Source organism: Mariniflexile sp. TRM1-10 (assembly GCF_003425985.1).
Taxonomy (GTDB): domain Bacteria; phylum Bacteroidota; class Bacteroidia; order Flavobacteriales; family Flavobacteriaceae; genus Mariniflexile.
This window is the reverse complement of the sequence record NZ_CP022985.1, coordinates 2,314,090-2,334,121: the sequence shown is the minus strand read 5'-3', so window position 1 is coordinate 2,334,121 and position 20,032 is coordinate 2,314,090. Positions and strand designations below refer to the sequence as shown.

General features: G+C 34.2%; 15 protein-coding genes. 11 read left to right on the top strand and 4 right to left on the bottom strand.

Going from position 1 to position 20,032, the window contains the following annotated elements; translation table 11 throughout:
• The first annotated feature begins 83 nt into the window (after nucleotides 1-83).
• From CJ739_RS09960 to CJ739_RS09930, 6 genes are all read left to right on the top strand, one after another.
• Nucleotides 84-1,634: a glycoside hydrolase family 28 protein gene (locus CJ739_RS09960; protein WP_117174878.1), complete on the top strand. Its 1,551-nt coding sequence runs from the start codon at nucleotides 84-86 to the stop codon at nucleotides 1,632-1,634.
• Nucleotides 1,635-2,030: 396 nt separating this feature from the next.
• Nucleotides 2,031-2,486, top strand: a complete 456-nt coding sequence (locus CJ739_RS09955; protein WP_117174876.1) for a VOC family protein — start codon at nucleotides 2,031-2,033, stop codon at nucleotides 2,484-2,486.
• Between the two features lie 547 nt (nucleotides 2,487-3,033).
• Nucleotides 3,034-5,475, top strand: a complete 2,442-nt coding sequence (locus tag CJ739_RS09945) for a sensor histidine kinase (protein WP_162880184.1) — start codon at nucleotides 3,034-3,036, stop codon at nucleotides 5,473-5,475.
• A 4-nt stretch (nucleotides 5,476-5,479) separates the two neighbouring features.
• Nucleotides 5,480-6,103, top strand: coding sequence for a hypothetical protein (locus tag CJ739_RS09940; RefSeq protein WP_117174872.1), 624 nt, complete (start codon nucleotides 5,480-5,482; stop codon nucleotides 6,101-6,103).
• An 8-nt stretch (nucleotides 6,104-6,111) separates the two neighbouring features.
• Entirely contained in the window at nucleotides 6,112-6,660 is a 549-nt protein-coding gene (locus CJ739_RS09935) for an HNH endonuclease family protein (RefSeq protein WP_162880183.1), read from the top strand.
• Nucleotides 6,657-8,495, top strand: coding sequence for an Eco57I restriction-modification methylase domain-containing protein (locus tag CJ739_RS09930; protein ID WP_117174868.1), 1,839 nt, complete (start codon nucleotides 6,657-6,659; stop codon nucleotides 8,493-8,495). The genes CJ739_RS09935 and CJ739_RS09930 overlap by 4 nt, the downstream gene beginning before the upstream one ends.
• Before the next feature lie 107 nt (nucleotides 8,496-8,602).
• On the opposite strand, the gene folK is transcribed toward CJ739_RS09930, so the two are convergent.
• Nucleotides 8,603-9,733, bottom strand: a complete 1,131-nt coding sequence (folK, locus tag CJ739_RS09925; protein WP_117174866.1) for a 2-amino-4-hydroxy-6-hydroxymethyldihydropteridine diphosphokinase — start codon at nucleotides 9,731-9,733, stop codon at nucleotides 8,603-8,605.
• A gap of 72 nt (nucleotides 9,734-9,805) precedes the next feature.
• Here folK and CJ739_RS09920 point away from each other — a divergent pair, with 72 nt between their 5' ends.
• From CJ739_RS09920 to rpsU, 4 genes are all read left to right on the top strand, one after another.
• The gene (locus CJ739_RS09920) at nucleotides 9,806-10,510 is read left to right on the top strand and encodes a queuosine precursor transporter (RefSeq protein WP_117174864.1); all 705 of its coding nucleotides are present in this window, start codon (nucleotides 9,806-9,808) and stop codon (nucleotides 10,508-10,510) included.
• Between the two features lie 80 nt (nucleotides 10,511-10,590).
• Nucleotides 10,591-13,272 carry an AsmA-like C-terminal region-containing protein gene (locus CJ739_RS09915; protein WP_117174861.1) on the top strand — a complete coding sequence of 894 codons (2,682 nt, stop codon included), beginning with the start codon at nucleotides 10,591-10,593 and terminating at the stop codon, nucleotides 13,270-13,272.
• Between the two features lie 111 nt (nucleotides 13,273-13,383).
• Nucleotides 13,384-14,247, top strand: a complete 864-nt coding sequence (locus CJ739_RS09910) for a sigma-70 family RNA polymerase sigma factor (protein WP_117174859.1) — start codon at nucleotides 13,384-13,386, stop codon at nucleotides 14,245-14,247.
• A 30-nt stretch (nucleotides 14,248-14,277) separates the two neighbouring features.
• Nucleotides 14,278-14,472 (top strand): 30S ribosomal protein S21, encoded by a 195-nt coding sequence (rpsU, locus tag CJ739_RS09905; RefSeq protein WP_117174857.1) that lies wholly within the window; start codon nucleotides 14,278-14,280, stop codon nucleotides 14,470-14,472.
• A gap of 138 nt (nucleotides 14,473-14,610) precedes the next feature.
• Here rpsU and CJ739_RS09900 read toward each other — a convergent pair whose 3' ends face one another.
• Complete coding sequence (locus tag CJ739_RS09900; protein WP_117174855.1) at nucleotides 14,611-15,402, bottom strand: DUF2797 domain-containing protein; 792 nt, start codon at nucleotides 15,400-15,402, stop codon at nucleotides 14,611-14,613.
• A 438-nt stretch (nucleotides 15,403-15,840) separates the two neighbouring features.
• On the opposite strand from CJ739_RS09900, the gene CJ739_RS09895 reads away from it, so the two are divergent.
• Nucleotides 15,841-17,355 carry a GH3 auxin-responsive promoter family protein gene (locus tag CJ739_RS09895; RefSeq protein ID WP_117174853.1) on the top strand — a complete coding sequence of 505 codons (1,515 nt, stop codon included), beginning with the start codon at nucleotides 15,841-15,843 and terminating at the stop codon, nucleotides 17,353-17,355.
• 630 nt (nucleotides 17,356-17,985) lie between these two features.
• On the opposite strand, the gene clpX is transcribed toward CJ739_RS09895, so the two are convergent.
• Nucleotides 17,986-19,218 carry an ATP-dependent Clp protease ATP-binding subunit ClpX gene (gene clpX, locus CJ739_RS09890; RefSeq protein WP_117174851.1) on the bottom strand — a complete coding sequence of 411 codons (1,233 nt, stop codon included), beginning with the start codon at nucleotides 19,216-19,218 and terminating at the stop codon, nucleotides 17,986-17,988.
• A 72-nt stretch (nucleotides 19,219-19,290) separates the two neighbouring features.
• Nucleotides 19,291-19,965: an ATP-dependent Clp endopeptidase proteolytic subunit ClpP gene (gene clpP / locus CJ739_RS09885; RefSeq protein ID WP_117174849.1), complete on the bottom strand. Its 675-nt coding sequence runs from the start codon at nucleotides 19,963-19,965 to the stop codon at nucleotides 19,291-19,293.
• Between the last annotated feature and the right edge of the window lie 67 nt (nucleotides 19,966-20,032).

Below are 20,032 nucleotides of genomic sequence, written 5' to 3'. Positions count from 1 at the left end.
TTTATAGAATAAACCATTGAACAAAACAAACAGCTTTCTTCAACTCAGAAAACTAGCTTTATAAGCTAAAACTAAAATTCTAAATGAGACCATTTTTAGCCATTGTATTTCTAATATTAATTAGTTGTAAAACGGAGACCAACTTAGGAGTTGATTATAGCAAACTAACAACCATCCCTACCAAAGAACAAGTCGGGCATTTGGTTTTACCAGACACTATTGCACCAGTTGAGGCACCGTTTGATATGCCCCTATTTGAAAAACCTACATTTCCCGATAGAACCATCAATATAAAAGAACGCATTAGCCAAAACTCAAATGATATTACGGCTATTGTTGAAACCGCCATTACCGAACTCAGCAGTTTAGGGGGTGGGAAAGTAATCATTCCAAAAGGTGTTTGGAACACTGGGCGTATTTCATTAAAAAGCAATGTAAACCTGCATATTGAAGAAGGTGCCGTAATACAATTTAGTACCCATGTAAAAGATTACCAACCTGCTGTTTTTACACGTGTTGAAAGCATGGAAGTGATGTCGCTAGCCGCATGTATTTACGCCAACAATCAAGAAAATATTGCCATTACAGGTAAAGGCAAACTCGTTGGCCCTTATGGTGGCGAAATAAAAGAACGCTCGTACCACACGCCTATTGAAACGCTTGTAGATTTAACCAAACCTGCCGAAGCGCGTATTCATGATGGCTCGAAGGAAGACTGGATCTTTCCTCCAAAATTCATTTCGCCCGTTAACTGCAAAAAGGTTTATATTGAAGGCATTTCATTAGAAAATACCGCTTTTTGGAATATTGTTCCCGTGTATTGCGACAATGTCATCATAAGAGGTGTTTCGGTAAACTCGGTGGGCATTCCCCGAGGTGATGGTATCGATATTGAATCTTCAAAAAACGTGCTTATTGAGTACTGCACACTAAGTACAGGCGATGATGCCTTTACCATGAAATCTGGTCGTGGTGAAGACGGATTAAACGTTAACAGAGCCACCGAAAATGTCGTGGTTAGACATTGTTTAGCGCTTAAAGGCCATGGTGGCATTACCTGCGGAAGTGAAACTGCAGGTGTTATTAGAAATTTATACGTCCACGATTGTGTGTTTGATGGCACAGGTGTTGGTATTCGGTTTAAAACACGCCGACCCAGAGGTGGTGGTGGCGAAAACCTGTATTACAACAGAATACGCATGAACCTTGAAGCCACTTGTATAAAATGGGACATGCTAGGCACACGAGCTTATGTGGGTGAATTGGCAGACAGACTTCCTATAAGAGACGTAAATGCCCTAACGCCTTTTTACCGAAACATACACATTTCCAATATTATTATTGAAAATGGCACACACTTTTTAAAAATTTACGGCATACCCGAATCGCCATTAACCAACTTAACTATTGATAATGTGGATGCCAACTGCAGCAATCTCATCATAATAAATGATGCTAAAAACGTAAGTATTAAAAACACGAATATCAAAACGCCAGATTCGGTGGTCGATATACTTGGTGGCGACACTATCAGCTTTGACAACCTTGTTTTAGACATAAAACAGAGCGCATTAACCACACCTAATGAAACTATTGAAACCAAAGGCATTCATTTTAGCGATAGCGATTTGTAAATAGCACGAAAAATAATCTTCACAAAAATAGCTGTTAAAATTTGAATCAACAGCCCTAATAAGGGCTTCCTTCGACATTCCTTCGAGGATTGTTCGGGGTTTCTTCGTAAAATAAGGGGTTTCACGAAGAATCCTCGAAGGAATGTCGAACAAGACTCGAACAAAACCCCTTGAAGTCTTAGTCAAAAAATCGATGAACGGTTCATTATTTTTGGAATTAGGCATAAACATTTAACTTGATTCTAAATGTAAAAAATGATAACTTCGCTTGTATGTGCTTAACTTGTTCCTGTATCGGAACATTGAAACGAACTCATATCCAAATCTTTATACGCAACTTAACTGGTAAAGCTTTATATCGTAATCATAATTTTTTATTCATAAAAAGATAAAACTATGACAAAAAATAATTTACCCACAATGCACAATGTAGGCATTGTTGTAGAATCCCTCGATGACGCCATCTCTTTTTTTACTGAGCTAGGCTTGAAGCTCGAAGGGCGAGCCATGGTTGAAGACGAATGGGCTGGTCGCGTTACGGGACTCGGCTCTCAGAACGTAGAGATCGCTATGATGGTTACACCGGATGGCCATAGCCGACTCGAGATTTCACGGTTTCTCACGCCGCCTACCATCTCAGATCACCGCATGGCACCTGTGAACGCTCTCGGCTACCTACGCGTTATGTTTACCGTAGACGATCTTGATGAGGTACTCTCAAGGCTTAGTAAGCATGGCGCTCAACTTGTTGGCGAAGTGGTTCAGTATGAAAACGTGTATCGGTTATGCTATATCCGCGGAATCGAAGGCATCCTTATCGGGCTAGCGGAAGAACTCGGTAATAATTCTTGAAAAAAGAATTTTACTCGAACGGACAAATTTAGCTTATAGTTTTGCTAGCTTTTAAGCTTTTAGTATTTAAATTCGTTTGTTGATGGGGATGAATTATTGAAATGGATTTGTATGCTAAATGTTGTGCCTCGTCCTAAAAGACGACACAACCGACAGTAAACAAACAGAAAAATGAATGACAAAATACCAACGCTTTATCAAAATCAAAAGAGCCTCATCACAACACTCAAAACCGACCTAATCAAGTATATTTGCTTTTACCGCAACGCCCCAACAGAATTATCCGATTAATTTTATATAAAATCAATATCTTTACGCCAAATGCAATTTATACAGGAGCAACAAGCAATAAATAGAATCAAGGTAGTATTTGTTGAAAAAAACTTAAGCAGTAAATGGCTTGCTAAACAGCTTGGCAAGAATGAAGCAACAATTTCAAGATGGTGTACAAATGGATGTACAACCCACATTGAATACATTAGCCTCAATTACATAACTACTTAATGTTCAGATTACTAATTGATTAATAATGAACAGAAATAGCTTAATGGATAACGCAGCACAGATATTAGAACTTAAAAAAAGGCTTTCCCAAGAAACACAGAAGGATAAGCCTAATACAGGTTTGATCGCATCCATCAATGACGAAATCGAAAAATTAGAAATAACCCAAATTCCATTTACCGTTTCGGCTAGAACAGCTCGTCTAATCGGACAAGAAAACTTTGCCAATGCCGAAGGAGCTATAATTGAATTGGTTAAAAATAGTTATGATGCTGATGCATCTGTATGTATTATTATAATTGATCCAGTAAACGATAGTATTCGAATTTTAGATAATGGAGATGGCATGACCGAAAAAATCATTCGGAACCAATGGATGACTATTGGAACTGATGATAAGAAGATCAATTTTAAAACTAAATCAAGAATTAAAACTGGAGCTAAAGGAATTGGAAGATTTGCATTAGACCGACTTGGCAAGTCTAGTGTAATGCTAACAAAAACTCTAGATTCTGAAAGTTTAGTTTGGGATGTAGACTGGAACCAGTTTGACAACTCTGGTGCAGTCATATCGGATATCAAAGCAACTCTTCAAATTGGCAATAGTGATTTTTGGGGAGAAATTATTGAAATGCAAAATTTCACTGGATTAAAAGATCCAATTATTGATTATTGGAAAGAGGAAAAGGGAACCTTAATTTCGATTGACAAACTTAAAGACACTTGGGATGAAAGAGCAACACAATCTCTATTCTCAAATCTGGAAATATTAGTTCCTCCATTGGAAACTAATATATTTCAATTATTTCTTTTTAGCACATTAGAGCCTCAAAAATACGGAAAGGTTCTACCAACTTTATGTGATGATTTTGATTATAAAATTTCAACGATTGTTAATGAAGACCAATCTGTAAGTATTAAAGTTTTCAGAAATGAACTAAACTTTGGGGATTTAAAAAGATTAGGTTTTTTTGAGAACTCAAAGCTCAATCAACCTCAATATCAATTCAGTGCTTTTGAAAAAGGTATGTTTGAAATTAAGACCAAATTAGAATCTTTAATTGCAGGTTATAAAGACATTGACAAAAACAACAACTTAAACAAAATAGGTGCTTTTTCTTTTTCCTTTTTCTTTATGAAAAGAGGTGGTGGTCAGGAAAAAGATGAGGATATTAGTAAGTATCCTTATAAGGCCGTTAATTATAGTAATCGATCAAGTTGGCTAGATAAGTTTGGTGGAATTAAAATTTTCAGAGATAATTTTAGAGTGAGACCATATGGCGAAACTAAAAGTAGCTCATTTGACTGGTTGGACTTAGGAAAAAGAGCATTAAGTAACCCCACGGTAACAAGACCAGGCTATAGAGTCCGACCTCAACAAGTTTATGGTATTGTAAATATTTCGAGAATTGATAATATCAATTTTGAAGACAAATCAAGCAGAGAAGGATTACAAGAAAATGATACTTTTTCGTTATTTAAAGAAATTTTGAAATCCATTATTGAAATTTTTGAGCAAGACAGGAATCAAATAATGATGACCCTCAAGAAAATTTATGACGAAAACAATAAAAAGAGAAAGGCAAAGGAAGATGCTGAACAAATCATAAAAAATAAGAAAGAAACTAAAGGTAATTCAAGCACTAACGATCCTAAGGTTGAACAGGAAACATTGATAAGCGCAATTGAAGCATACAAGGAAGATATTGAAGAGTTGCAAGATGAACAAAAGATTTTAAGAGTTTTAGCAAGTGCTGGGCTAATAGTTACATCTTTTGCTCACGAATTTAGAAATCATACAGATAGTATTCTTCCAAGGACTGACGAATTAAAAAGTGTCCTATTACAAGTCATTGATATTGAAAAACTAAAAGAACTTCCAGATTTTTTTGATCCTTATGTTATGCTTTCAGATATGCGAAAGCAAGATGAAAGGTTGAAATCTTGGCTTGATTTTTCAATTTCATCAGTAAGAAAAGATAAAAGAACTAGAAGAATAATTAATATGGTCACATATATAGAAGGACTAGAGAAAATATGGAGTTCCTTACTTTCAAGGCGAAACATCAAATTGACAATTGACAAATGGAAATTTACAGAAGTCAATTTCAGAGGACACGAAATTGATTTAGACGGAATTTTCAATAATCTCATCACGAATTCAGTTGATGCATACAAAAGAAAAGACTCTGGAGACATCAGAGAGTTAAAACTAAGTTTTGCATTTAATTCACTCGAAACAAATGGAATTAGTATTGTATATCAAGACTTTGGCCCTGGTCTTTTGGAAGAAATATCTGAACCAAATAGAATATTTCAACCATTTTTCACCACAAAAAGAGATGATAAGACTGGGGAAAAAATTGGTACAGGCTTAGGCATGTGGATTGTGAAATCTACTATAGATGAATATAATGGGGATGTGGAGATAATGCAATCTCGACCCAATTTCAAGCTAAAAATAACATTACCGCATAATCTTTAATGAAATGAAATACAAAATCGCTTATATAGACGAAGACCAATCCGACACGAGGAGGTTTCAACGTTTTTCATATAATTTTTTTGAAGTAATCCCCATTACTCCAAAAGATTCCATTGAAGATACTTGTAATGAAATATTGGAGAGCCACGTTGATGCCATAGTGTCTGATTTTGATTTTGCCGAACAACTTTCTACAGTTCACTACGATGGTACTGATTTGGTTAGCCTGTTCTTAAAAAAAAGAGAAGGGTTTCCTATATTCATTCTGACTTCTTACGAAGATGATGCTATCTCCAAAGGAGAAGATGTAAATATTATTTATGAAAAGAAGGAGATGGACGAGGGAGAACAATTTTTAGAAAGAGTTAAAGCTCAAATTGAAAAGTATAAACATAAATTAGAATCAGATGAAAAAAGGCTTTTAGAGTTAATTTCTGAAAGCAAAAAAAGGAAACTTGATGCTCCTGAAAAAGAAGAGTTGGCAGAGCTTGATTCCAAAATAGAGAAAGCTTTAGATAAAGAAAGTCGAATTTCAAATATTTTGCGAGATGAGAAAGAAGCCTCTGAACTCTCTGAATTACTTAAAAAAGTTGATGAACTAGCAAAATCATTAGGTAAAAAAAGATGAGTGAAATATTGTTTCGAAACGAACCACCGGAAAGAACATATTCTGGTAAAGAACTGGCAGATTATAGACGATATAAGGATTCGCTCGCAAAAGATTTCAAAAATAGATGCGGATACACTTACTGTCTAGATTTTTGGTTTGGAGGGAAAACTAATTTTCAAATTGACCATTTTAAACCAAAATCAAAATATCCAGAGCTAGAAAGGAATTACAAGAATTTAGTATACTCTTGTTCCTATGTTAATAGAGCTAAAAGTGATGATTTTGGATCTTATATCGATCCAGTTGACGAAGATTACAATTTACATTTTTATAGAGATATTTTAGGAAATATATATCCTAGAGATAATTCTGATTCAGCTAAGTATATGTATATCAAGTTAAAATTGTACTTAAAGAGACATAGTATTATTTGGATGCTAGACCAACTGGAACAAAAGATGTTTACGCTTCAAGAACTTATTGAAGAATCAAACAATCCAATTGCAAATGAATTATTAGTTGCTGTCACAATGAAATATAATGACTACAAAAAACATCTTAGAGCAATTCAATGAGAAACGCATTCAAATATTTAAGTAAATATTCTACAACCCCGAAGGATGTGGACAGACTTATTATTTCTGCTTTTCTTGAAATTAATAAATTGGAACTTAAGAAAAATAAACTTCTTAAGTCGTATTCAATTGGCCAAACAGATAAAGAGGAATACATCTCATTAATTGAATTTATATTAGTAATCAATTCTGATTCAACAAAATTTGGTTTTGAAGAACTTATTGAACTTTTTGAATTTGTAATTTCTCCTGCTGATAGAATAATTAACGGAGCTATATATACTCCTGAAAAAATCAGGGATTATATTGTTAAAGAATCTTTTACCAAAGCAACAAGTTTCAAAAATCATATTCTAATATCAGATATAGCTTGTGGCTGTGGTGGCTTTTTATTCAATGCTTCAAAGGAATTGAAGAAGAGAACCAGCAAAACCTATGCAGAAATATTCAAAAACAACATTTTTGGTATTGATATTCAAGAATACTCAATCAACAGAACTAAGCTTCTTCTTTCGCTTTTGGCTTTACAATCAAACGAGGACGAAATAAAATTTGAATTTAATTTATTCCAAGGCGATTCTCTTGATTTTGACTGGACAATTAAAATTGCTGAATTTAAAGGTTTTAATATCATTCTCGGAAACCCACCCTATGTTTGTGCTAGGAATCTTGATAAAGAAACCAAAGAAAAATTAAAAGGTTGGGAAGTTTGTAAATCTGGTAATTCTGATCTTTATATTCCATTCTTTCAGATTGCCATTGAGAATTTGTCTGAGAATGGAATCCTTGGTTTTATCACAATGAATTCCTTTTTCAAAAGCCTTAATGGAAGAGCTTTAAGAGGCTATTTCCAAAGAAAACAACTTGCTATCAGCATTATTGACTTTGGGTCAGAACAAATTTTCAAATCAAAAAATACATACACTTGTATTTGTTTCATTGAAAATAGAAACCAGCATTTCATTACATATAATACCTCTGAAAGTGATAAGTTAAAGAGAAAACAATCCTTTAAAAAGGTGAATTATAAAAATCTTGATTCTAGAAAAGGATGGAATTTAAAAGACAATAAAACCATTTCAAAAATTGAATCCACGGGTATTCCATTTGGCGAACTTCACCAAACTAGACACGGCATAGCAACACTAAAGAATGACATTTATATTTTTAAACCAGTTGACGAGGACGAAAACTATTTCTACTTGCAAAATGGTAGTTTGTATAAGATAGAAAAAGGTATTTGCAAAGACATTGTCAATTCAAATAAGTTAAGTCGAGAGATTAGTTTGAACAACCTAAAAGAGAAAGTCATTTTCCCATACGACCAACAAGAAAAACCTAAAATTCTAGAAGAAGAATTAATCAAAGAAAACTTCCCCGAAGCCTACAAATATTTTCAAAATAAAAGAAAAATGCTGTCAGAAAGGGATAAAGGTAAGGGGAACTATGAAAACTGGTTTGCATTTGGTAGAACTCAATCTTTGGAGAAGATAAAGAACAAAATGTTCTTTCCTAAATATTCTGACAGGACACCCAATTTCATTATCAATTCGGATGATGACTTACTTTTTTATAATGGATTAGCAGTTGTTGGAAGTTCTGAAATAGAAATGAAAATCATTAAAAAGATTATGGAGTCGAATATCTTTTGGTACTACATCAAGACCACAAGCAAACCTTACTCTTCAAACTACTATTCATTAAATGGAAATTACATCAGAAATTTTGGTGTTTGCGAATTGACACAAGACGAAAATAAATTCTTAATAGAAGAGACCGACCAAGATATTTTAAATGAATTTTTCGAGTATAAATATGAAGTAAAAGTAAGATAACCCAACGCTAAACCAAAAATCACAAAAGAACATATATCTTTTTCCAACGCTGAAAACCAAACAGAACGAAAAAAAGCCAGTGTAAAATATCGTTAAGCATAAGCCAATCACTCCCCACAAACCTCTCCCAAAACCCATAAATAATCACTTCTATTTTCAATAAAATCCCTATCGGAAATATCAATAATTTTGACATTAAAGTCGGTTTGGCTTTTTAAAAATTCTAAATAACCCGCATTTATTTTTTCAAGATAATCGTTGGTAATGTGCTGTTCGTAATCACGTCCGCGTTTTTTAATGTTCTCTTGCAATTGTGCAGTGTTTTGATATAAATACACATACAAATCGGGTTTACGCAAGTCTTTATACATTAAGTAAAAAAGTTTGCGGTAGAGCTTAAACTCATCTTCTTGCAAGGTAATTTTAGAAAATATCAGCGATTTAAACACATCATAATCACTTACAATAAAATCCTTAAATAAATCGAGTTGCGATAAATCGTCGCTAATTTGTTGGTAACGGTCTGCCAAAAAACTCATTTCCAAAGGAAAGGCATACCGCTGTGTATCGCTATAAAATTTGGGCAAAAACGGGTTGTCGGCAAAGCGTTCTAAAATAAGTTTGGCATTAAAATCGTGTGCAATTTTGGTCGCTAAACTGGTTTTTCCTGCACCTATATTGCCTTCAATGGCTATGAAATCATACTTTGAAAAATGGTAGTCTTTAATAGGGTTTTTCAACCAAATATTAATGGGTTCCAAAACGCTATCATCGTCGCATTCGGCTAATAAATCAGCAACATTTTTATGTAATAGGGGGTGTTTTACCTGGGCTGCAATATCGTGTAACGGCAACAATACAAACTTACGATTTTGCATTTCGGGGTGTGGCACTTGCAAGGTGGCTGTATTCAAAACATGGTCTTCTACCAAAATAATATCTAAATCGATGCTTCGGGCTTCGTAAGTACTTTTCTGGGTACGCACACGTCCTAAAATGGTTTCGATAGCCAATAATTGCTGAAGTAGGGTTTCGGGTTCTAAATGACTTTCTAAAACCAAACAGGCGTTAAAAAAATCGTCGCTTTCAAAACCAAATGCAGGCGATTTATAAACCTTTGAAATGCGGATAATATTCCCGATTTTAACATGAATTAAATCGATGGCATCTTGAAGGTTTTTAAATTTATCTCCTTTATTACTGCCCAATGCTATGTAAAACGTTGTTGGTTGTATCATAAGTAGTGGCAAAATAAGTAAAACAAAATTTATTCCTTTATATTTACAAGACGTATTTATTCACAATTGTAAATGACTTCAAAAGACAAACTTGCTGCCCAACAAATTTACATGCTTTTGGGAGCGCTTTTTATAACATCGTTGGTAGTTTCAAACCTTATCTTTCAAAAATTCTTCTATTGGCATCCTTTCGATATGGAGGTTTTTGGAAGCAAACTATTTATTGTTTCGGTGGGTATTTTGCCCTACCCCATTACGTTTTTAATAACCGATTTAATTAGTGAAATTTACGGAAAAAAACGTGCCAACCAAGTGGTGGTGACCGGTATTTTTGCGTCACTGTTTTCTGTTTTAATTGTGTATGTTGCCGATATAGTCCCTGCGGTTTCTGATTCTCCTATTAACAATTCGGTATTTAATAATGTTTTTGGACGTACCATTTTAGCTGTTGGAGCAAGTATGACTGCCTACCTCTTTGCACAGTTTGTAGATATTCAAATCTATCATTTCTGGAAACGGGTAACCAAAGGGAAACATTTATGGCTGCGTAATAATTTTTCAACCTTTTTATCGCAATTTGTGGATACTTTTTCGGTTGTTTTCTTATTGTGCTTTTTTGAGGTGCTTCCTTGGAGCATGTTTAAAGGCCTGCTTATTAGCGGGTTTTTATTTAAAGTATTAATTGCTATTTGCGACACACCTCTTTTGTATTTAGCTGTGTTTTTATTCAAAAAACGTTTCAAACTTAAAGCACATGAAGAGATCCAACTTCTTTAAAAAAATATAAAGGTTGTTAAATTTTCGGTTTACGCTAAGCTTTTAGTTACTTTTGTTCGTATATTTCATAAAATTTCCCAATGAAAAAAGCTCTAAAAATCACCGGAATTTCCCTACTTATCATTATAGCACTTTTAATTGCAAGCCCTTTTATATTTCAATCGCAAATAAAAGAAATGGTTAAACGCTTTATTAACGAAAACCTAAATGCAAAGGTAGAATTTAGCGACGTCAGCTTAAGTTTTATAAAAAGTTTTCCGCAAGCGCACGTCAGTGTAGACGATTTGGCTATTACCAATTTTGAACCTTTTAAAGGCGATACGTTGGTGAGTGCCAAAAAAATGGCGTTTACCATGTCTATCAAAGAGCTGTTTAAAAAAGCCAACGACCCCATCATTGTAAAATCCATACATGCAGACACTGTTTTGTTGAATTTAAAAACCAACGCATCGGGTGCTGCCAATTATGATATTACCAAAGAAAAAGAAAATGCATCTACCGAAAGCAGCAGTTTTGCTTTCGATATTCAAGACTATCAAATTAAAAACAGCACGATCAATTATTTAAGTATAAGTGACGAATCTAAAATAGCGTTAAGCATTTCTGAGCTTAACCATGAAGGCAAAGGAACGTTTTCTTCTGAAAAATCGGAGTTAGACACCAAAAGTGAAGCAAAAATAAGCTTTACTATGGATAGCACGAATTATCTAAACAACAACCCTATAAAACTGGATGCTTTAATTGGTTTGGATTTAGAAAACAGCAAATACACCTTTAAAGAAAACAAAGGGTTTATCAACAAATTACCTATTGAATTTCATGGGTTTGTGCAATTACTTGAAGCAGGACAAGATGTTGATATTACCTTTGAAAACCCCGAATCGTCCTTTAAAAACTTTTTGGCGGTCATCCCAGAAGCGTATTCCAAAAACATAGAAACCGTTGAAACTACAGGTGATTTCAAAATTAAAGGTATCATAAAAGGCTTGGTTACCGACGAAACCATTCCTACATTAGATATTAGTATTAAATCGAACAATGCCTCGTTTAAATATCCTGACTTACCAAAACGTGTTGAAAATATTATTATCGACACCGAAATTAAAAATACCACAGGTAAAACCGAAGACACTTATGTTGCTATAAAAACCTTGAACTTTAAAATAGACCAGGATGTTTTTAAATCGTCTGCAACCATAAAAAACATTACGGGCAATATGCTTGTAGATGCCGATATAGATGGTGTTATAAACTTAGGAAACATTGCAAAAGTATATCCGGTAGATTTTAAAATGGATTTAAGTGGTATTTTAAAAGCTAAGTTAAACACGGCTTTTGATATGGATGCCATTGACAAAAATGCTTACGAACGTATAAAAAACAGCGGAAGCATGAGCTTAAGCAATTTTAAATATGCTTCGGAAGATTTTAAAAATCCGCTACAAGTTTCGGATGCCGCCATGACATTCAACCCAGAAACGGTTACATTAAACACTTTTAAAGCTCTAACTGGTAAAACCGATTTAAACGCCACAGGAACCATAAAAAATTTGTTAGGGTTTATGCTTAGCAACAAAACCTTACAAGGTAATTTTAATTTGAATTCCAACACCTTTGCGGTAAACGATTTTATGAGTGATGACGTAGCAACCCCAACAGAAACCGAAAGCGATAAAAAACCAGCAAGTAAAACAGAGTCTATAAAAATCCCAGCATTCTTGGACTGTACCATAAACGCCCAAGCCAACACCGTTATTTACGATAATTTACAGCTTAAAAATGCAAAAGGTGCTTTAATTATTAAAGACGAACAAGTACAATTACAAAATTTCACCACCAATTTATTTGATGGTCAACTAGCATTATCGGGATTTGTTTCAACAAAAACCGAAACGCCAACCTTTAGTATGGATTTGGGCATTAATAGCTTTGACATAGCTAAATCGTTTCAAGGCATGGAGCTGTTCCAAAATTTAGCACCATTAATGAAAGTCATACAAGGTAAATTAAACTCAACCTTAAACTTAAAAGGTAATTTAACTGATGATTTTACGCCTAATTTAAACAGCTTATCGGGTAATGCTTTAGCCGAAATACTATCGTCAACCATCAATCCTTCCAAAGCCGAAATTTTGAATAAATTGGAGAATTCATTAAACTTCGTTGACTTTAAAAAACTAAATTTAAACGACCTAAAGACAAGGTTTGACTTTAATAATGGGAAAGTAAGCGTTAAACCATTTAAAGTTAAATACGAAGATATTGAAATTGAAATTGCTGGTGCACATGGCTTTGATAAAACCATGGCTTATAATGCGATATTTAATGTGCCTGCAAAATATTTAGGTAGTGAGGTTACGAGTCTTATTGCTAAAATTGACGATGCTTCAGCAAAAAATATTACCGTTCCAATTACGGCAACCATTGGAGGCTCTTATACAAACCCTACCGTAAAAACCGATTTAACAAGTGGCGTTTCCAACTTAACCAAACAATTGGTTGAAATTCAAAAACAAAAACTGCTTAACCAAGGCAAAGACAAAGTAAGCGACATGCTTGGTGATATAATATCGGGTAATAAAACCAAAAAGGACTCGGCTACTACAAGCCAAAATAACGCCGTTAAAGAGGTGCTCGGCGGCATTGTTGGAGGCAACAAAACCACCACCGATACTACCAAAACCAACACAACCAAAGACGCCGTTAAAAATGTTTTAGGTGGCTTATTAAGCAAGAAAAAACAAAAAGACACGGTTCAATAGCTATTATCATTTCTTTTTGTGTGTTTTTAAATAAAGTACCGTAATTATTAGGTTATCTCATTAAAAAAGTTAAGTTGTGGGTTATAAATAGTCTATAACTTAAAAATAATAATGAGACAATTAAAAATTACGAAACAAGTTACCAATCGAGAATCGAAGTCGCTTGACAAATACCTTCAGGACATTAGCAAAATACAATTAATAACTGCTGAAGAAGAGGTAGAATTAGCACAACGCATACGACAAGGCGATCAAAAGGCTTTAGATAGACTCACCACTGCTAACTTACGTTTTGTTGTTTCAGTATCAAAACAGTATCAAAACCAAGGTTTAACCTTGCCCGATTTAATAAACGAAGGTAATGCCGGTTTGGTTAAGGCCGCAAAACGTTTTGATGAAACCCGAGGTTTTAAATTCATATCGTATGCTGTTTGGTGGATTCGACAAGCCATTCTTCAAGCATTGGCAGAACAATCGCGAATAGTGAGGTTACCCTTAAACAAAATTGGGTCTATCAATAAAATAAACAAAGCCTATTCCTTTTTAGAACAAACGCACGAACGACCGCCAAGTGCCGAAGAAATTGCATCTAACCTTGAGCTAACAATTAGCGATGTAAAGCAATCTATGAAAATTTCGGGCAGGCATGTGTCTATGGATGCGCCTTTAAAAGAAGGTGAAACCTCAACACTTTATGATGTTGTAAATTTTCAAGAATTGCCCAGACCTGATTCTAATTTGATGAAGGATTCTTTAACCACCGAAATTAATCGTGCCCTAAACATGCTTTCTGACAAAGAAGCTGAAGTGATTCGGAATTTCTATGGCATTAGCGACAAACAACCCATGAGCCTTGAAGAAATAGGTGAAGCTTTTGGCTTAACACGCGAACGCGTTAGGCAAATAAAGGAAAAAGGCATTCGTCGATTAAGACATACATCGAAAAGCAAAGTATTAAAAACGTATTTAGGATAATCCTAAAACACAAACAATTAAAAACTATACATGTTAAAAATTATTATCAAAGATGGCGAAAATATAGAACGTGCCTTAAAACGTTATAAAAGAAAACACCGTAATATTAAAGTCATGCAAAATTTAAGAGAGGCGCAGTTTTTTACAAAACCATCTGTTAAAAGAAGACGCCAAGTACAAAAAGCGTCATACATTCAAAACTTAAGAGATCAAGAGGATATTTAGACGGTTAGACGGTTAGACGGTTAGACGGTTAGACGGTTAGACGGTTAGACGGTTAGAAAGAAAAAAAATCCCATTGACTACAAAAAGTGTTGATGGGATTTTTTTGGTGTTATTCTTGAGTAATCGCTAACGCAACATTTACAAACTAATAGCAACCACCAAACCTTCATTTGCACGTATATTAAAAACGGTATCATCTTCAAAAATAAGATACTGTCCTTTTATCCCAGTAAGTTTTCCTGTATATGTTTGGTCTTTAATTAGGTTCAAACTATTTGGTTTTTTTGGGTATTTCTCAACAGGAAACTCCATATTGGTTTCGGTATTGGTTTCAATAAAATAATCTTTTGCTTCATTTGGAATGTATGGTTTCAAACGTTCGCGCCATACTACCAAATCTTCATCTACTATATCATTTTTTAACATGGTACGCCAATTGGTTTTATCACTCACATGGTCTTTTAAAGCGACCTCGGTAATGCCTGCTAAATAGCGATTTGGCACTTCTACAATTTCTATAGCTTCATGCGCTCCTTGGTCTATCCAACGTGTTGGTACTTGACTTTTTCTGGTTACACCCACTTTGACATTACTGGAATTTGCCAAATACACAACATGCGGTTGTAGCTGTACTTTCTTTTCGTATTCTAAATCACGATCTTCTTTATCTAAATGTGCCGTACTAAGTTCTGGACGCATAATCCAATCGGCTGCCTGAGGTATTTCAAAAAAACAACTTTTACAAAACCCTTGGCGATAAATAGGTTTATCCAATCCGCAGTTTAAACATTGGTATTTAACAAATTGGATGGTAATGGTTTTTCCCAATAATTGATTCATATTTAAAAAATCGTTTTCAAATACCAAATAGTATGAAATAGGACTTGAAAACTCTGTTTCCATTTTTGTTAAAACACCTTGATAGGTCATCTGTTTAAAATTTTAATTGTTAAAAAGTAATTATTAGTGTCCGATTAAAGATTCAAGACCGCTTCGCTAAAAGATAAGAGAACAAAGACTAAATAACAACAAATTGATATTCAAATGTCTATTTGCACGTCTATTTTAATAAGCGCTAAGTAACAAACTATTACAAAAAGCGAGGCCATAAATCAGCAATGTCTTTAAAAAGCCACTATCACTGTGTGTCCAGTGAATTGCAAAAGTTTCATCGGACAACCATGAAATGTAATAAAAAATCTATCATATTATTCATACTTTCATATTTTATTTTTGAATTCGATACTCTCTGATTTCAGTAATTCGTTCCAAAATTATAAGCATTTAAAAACTAAATGTAAATGTTAAATTTTGAAACTCATTTCATAAAAAAAGTATTATTTTTAAGAACTTAAATATAAAACAAATATGCCAATCCCTATAGTAAATTCCATTGCTTCTTGGTTCTTAAAAAAGCGGTTTCACCAAATTGAATTATTCTTAAAATATCCCAACGAAGTACAAAACGAATTACTATTACAGCTTTTAGACACTGCTAAAGACACTGAAATTGGTAAAAAATACGATTTTGCTTCCATAAAAAACTATAGAATGTTTGCCGAGCGCATCCCCATAAAAAATTATGATGGTTGGCAAGATATTATAGAGCGTGCTATGAAAGGCGAAACCAATCTATTTTGGCCAACACCCATAAAGTGGTTTGCAAAATCCAGTGGTACCACACGTGCAAAAAGTAAATTTATTCCCGTAAGTGAAGATTCTCTTGAAGATTGCCATTATGCAGCCAGTAAAGATTTATTGTGTATGTACCTTAACAACAACGAGGAATCACAATTATTTACAGGTAAAAGTTTACGCTTAGGCGGAAGTAAGCAATTATATAAAGAAAACGGCACCGTATTTGGCGATTTGTCGGCTATTTTAATTGACAATATGCCCTTTTGGGCAGAGTTTAGCAGTACTCCAAGCAATAAAGTATCGTTAATGAGCGATTGGGAACACAAAATGCAAGCCATTGTAAACGAAACCATAAACGAAAATGTAACGAGTCTTGCGGGCGTACCATCATGGATGCTTGTGTTACTTAATAATGTTTTAGAAACCACAGGAAAACAAAACCTGCATGATGTTTGGCCAAATCTGGAAGTCTACTTTCATGGCGGGGTAAGCTTTACACCATACAAAGACCAGTACAAAAAAATATTGCCTAAAAAAGATTTTAAATATTATGAGATTTATAATGCTTCTGAAGGCTTTTTTGCAATTCAAGACCAAAACAATTCTAACGAATTATTATTGATGTTAGATTATGGTATTTTCTACGAATTCATCCCTATGGATATTTATGCCACCGACGCAGAAAAAGCCATTCCATTAAGTGAAGTAAAACTGCATCAAAATTATGCCGTAATTATTACCACTAATGCTGGTTTGTGGCGTTACAAAATTGGAGACACCGTTAAATTCACTTCGTTAAACCCCTACAGAATTAAGGTTTCTGGCAGAACTAAGCATTTTATAAATGTTTTTGGCGAAGAACTTATTATCGAAAATGCCGAAGAAGCCCTAAAAAAAGTATGTAAAAAAACAAAGTCAGAAATTGTAGATTACACAGCTGCTCCTATTTTTATGGAAGGCAAAGAAAAAGGCGCTCACGAATGGCTGATTGAATTTAAAACGCCCCCTAAAGACATTGATTATTTTAATGAATTGTTGGACAATGCCCTAAAAGCCCTAAACTCCGATTACGAAGCTAAACGTTACAACAACATCACGCTTAACAAACCTAAAATCAATATCGCACGTAAAAATTTATTTTACGATTGGTTAAAACAAAACAATAAATTAGGTGGGCAACATAAAGTTCCTAGACTTTCTAATACACGCTTATATTTAGACGACTTAATGAAATTAAACTTTTAATATTTTACTTACATGTTTTACTGCGGCCATTTCAAAGCTTAAATGCTATTAGTTGATTGTAAAAGCAATTGTACCAATGACGACCTGCAAGTTAAAAGACATGCTGAATTTGCTGTCTCAGATTGAAGTGGTTTAAACTTTTTCGATTGAAGCAGGACGGAGCGTGAAAAAATAACCCAGTGGGTTATTTTAGCGAACGAGCCAGCCAGCGCAATGGCAATTTTGGCCAATCGAAGCCTTTTTTGAGTTAGGGTCGAGCGTAAAGAAAAGATTTAGTAAATCTTTTTAGCGAAGGAGCCAGCTTGTCGCGTTGGAAAAGCTACGGAAAGAAAAAAAGACATAGAGTGGGCAAAAAAGGGCGATTTTTTAGCCAATTAGAAAAAGTTTAAACCACTTCATTAACAATATCGATTAAATACACATCAAAAAAGTACTTTAAACGAGTATTTTGCCTTATCATCTAAAAGCTACAAAGAAGGCATTGTGAGGAATTAAAATAAATATACTTTTAACAAAGTTTTTAAAAACAGTATGAAAAATCCCCATAATGTCCTTTATTAATTAACATCCATAAAAAAATAAAAAACCACGCTAATTAGCGTGGTTTTTTTATAATTATGTGTTGCCTTTTTATGAAACTGCCTTTAGTTTCTTTAAAGTGGTTTTAACCAATTTATCTTCAACATACGTTTTGGTAACATTCAGCTTTTTATCGTTGCTACTTGGTAATTCAAACATGGCATCGGTTAGGATTTCTTCACAAAGTGAGCGCAATCCTCTAGCTCCTAATTTATATTCAATAGCTTTATCTACTATATAATCTAAAGCACCGTCCGTAATGGTAAAATCAACATCATCCATTGAAAACAATTTTTGATACTGTTTTATAATGGCATTTTTTGGTTCGGTAAGTATCGCTCTAAGTGTTTCAGCATCTAACGGATCCATATAAGTTAGTACTGGCAATCGGCCAATAATTTCAGGTATTAAACCAAAGTCTTTTAAATCTTTTGGAATGATGTACTGAAGTAAATTATTTTGATCGACTACATTATCTGAAACAGACGCACTGTAACCTACGGCTTGCATATTTAATCGTTTTGAAATATGACGCTCGATACCATCAAAAGCACCACCAGCAATGAATAAAATATTTTCGGTATTCACTTCAATGAATTTTTGGTCTGGGTGCTTACGTCCTCCTTTTGGCGGCACATTTACAACGGTACCTTCTAAAAGTTTTAAAAGGGCTTGTTGCACACCTTCACCGGACACATCCCTGGTAATAGAAGGGTTATCGCTTTTACGGGCAATCTTATCAATTTCATCAATAAAAACAATGCCTTTTTCTGCCTTTTCTAAGTTATAATCGGCTGCCTGTAATAAACGTGTTAAAATACTTTCTACATCTTCACCTACATAACCCGCTTCGGTTAAAACGGTTGCATCAACAATTGCTAAAGGTACGTTAAGCATTCTTGCTATTGTTTTTGCTACTAAGGTTTTACCTGTACCTGTTTGTCCAACCATAATGATATTACTTTTCTGAATATCAATATCGTCTTTTGTTATTGGTTGTAATAAGCGTTTATAATGGTTGTATACGGCTACCGACATGACTTTCTTGGTCATACTTTGCCCTATAATATATTCGTCTAAAAATGCTTTAATTTGTTGTGGTTTGCGTAGTTTTAATTCTGCCGACAAATCGCCACTGTCACTTTGTTTAGATTCTTCTAGTACAATACCATGCGCTTGCTCAATACATCTGTCGCATATATGAGCATCTAAGCCTGCTATTAATAAATTCGTTTCGGGTTTTTTACGACCACAAAACGAACATTCCAATTCTTCTTTTGCCATTAATCCTATATTTTTGGAGAAAAATCATTATAAATCCCTCTATAACAATTCCTTAAAATTACAAATTTTTATTTAATTACGAGCTAAAATTTCATCAATCATACCATATTCCTTAGCTTTATCGGATTTCATCCAGTAATCCCTATCACTATCGGCATACACTTTGTCGTAATCTTGTCCAGAATGCTTACTAATAATTTTATAAAGTTCTTCTTTTAAAATAAGTATTTCTCTTGCCGTAATTTCAATATCGCTTGCTTGACCTTGAGCGCCACCTAACGGTTGATGAATCATAACACGGGAATGCGTTAAACCACTGCGTTTTCCTTTAGCACCAGCACATAACAACACAGCTCCCATAGAAGCTGCCATGCCCGTACAGATCGTAGCCACATCTGGTTTTATAAATTGCATGGTATCGTAAATACCTAAACCTGCATACACACCTCCACCTGGTGAATTAATATAGATTTGAATGTCTTTTGATGAATCGGTACTTTCTAAAAATAATAGTTGCGCCTGAATAATATTTGCTACTTGGTCATTAATGGCTGTTCCCATAAAAATGATACGATCCATCATTAAACGAGAAAACACATCGAAAATGGCGATGTTCATTTGACGCTCTTCAATAATATTGGGCGTTAAGCTTGTTGGATACATACTACTGATGATTTTATTGTAATATGTACTGCTTATACCTTGATCTTTTATCGCGAATTTTTCAAATTCTTTTGCGTAATCCATAATTGTTTTTTGTTGTTGTTTTAGGTTAAATCCTTAATTATCAATTGAGTGATTTATAAATTAAAGA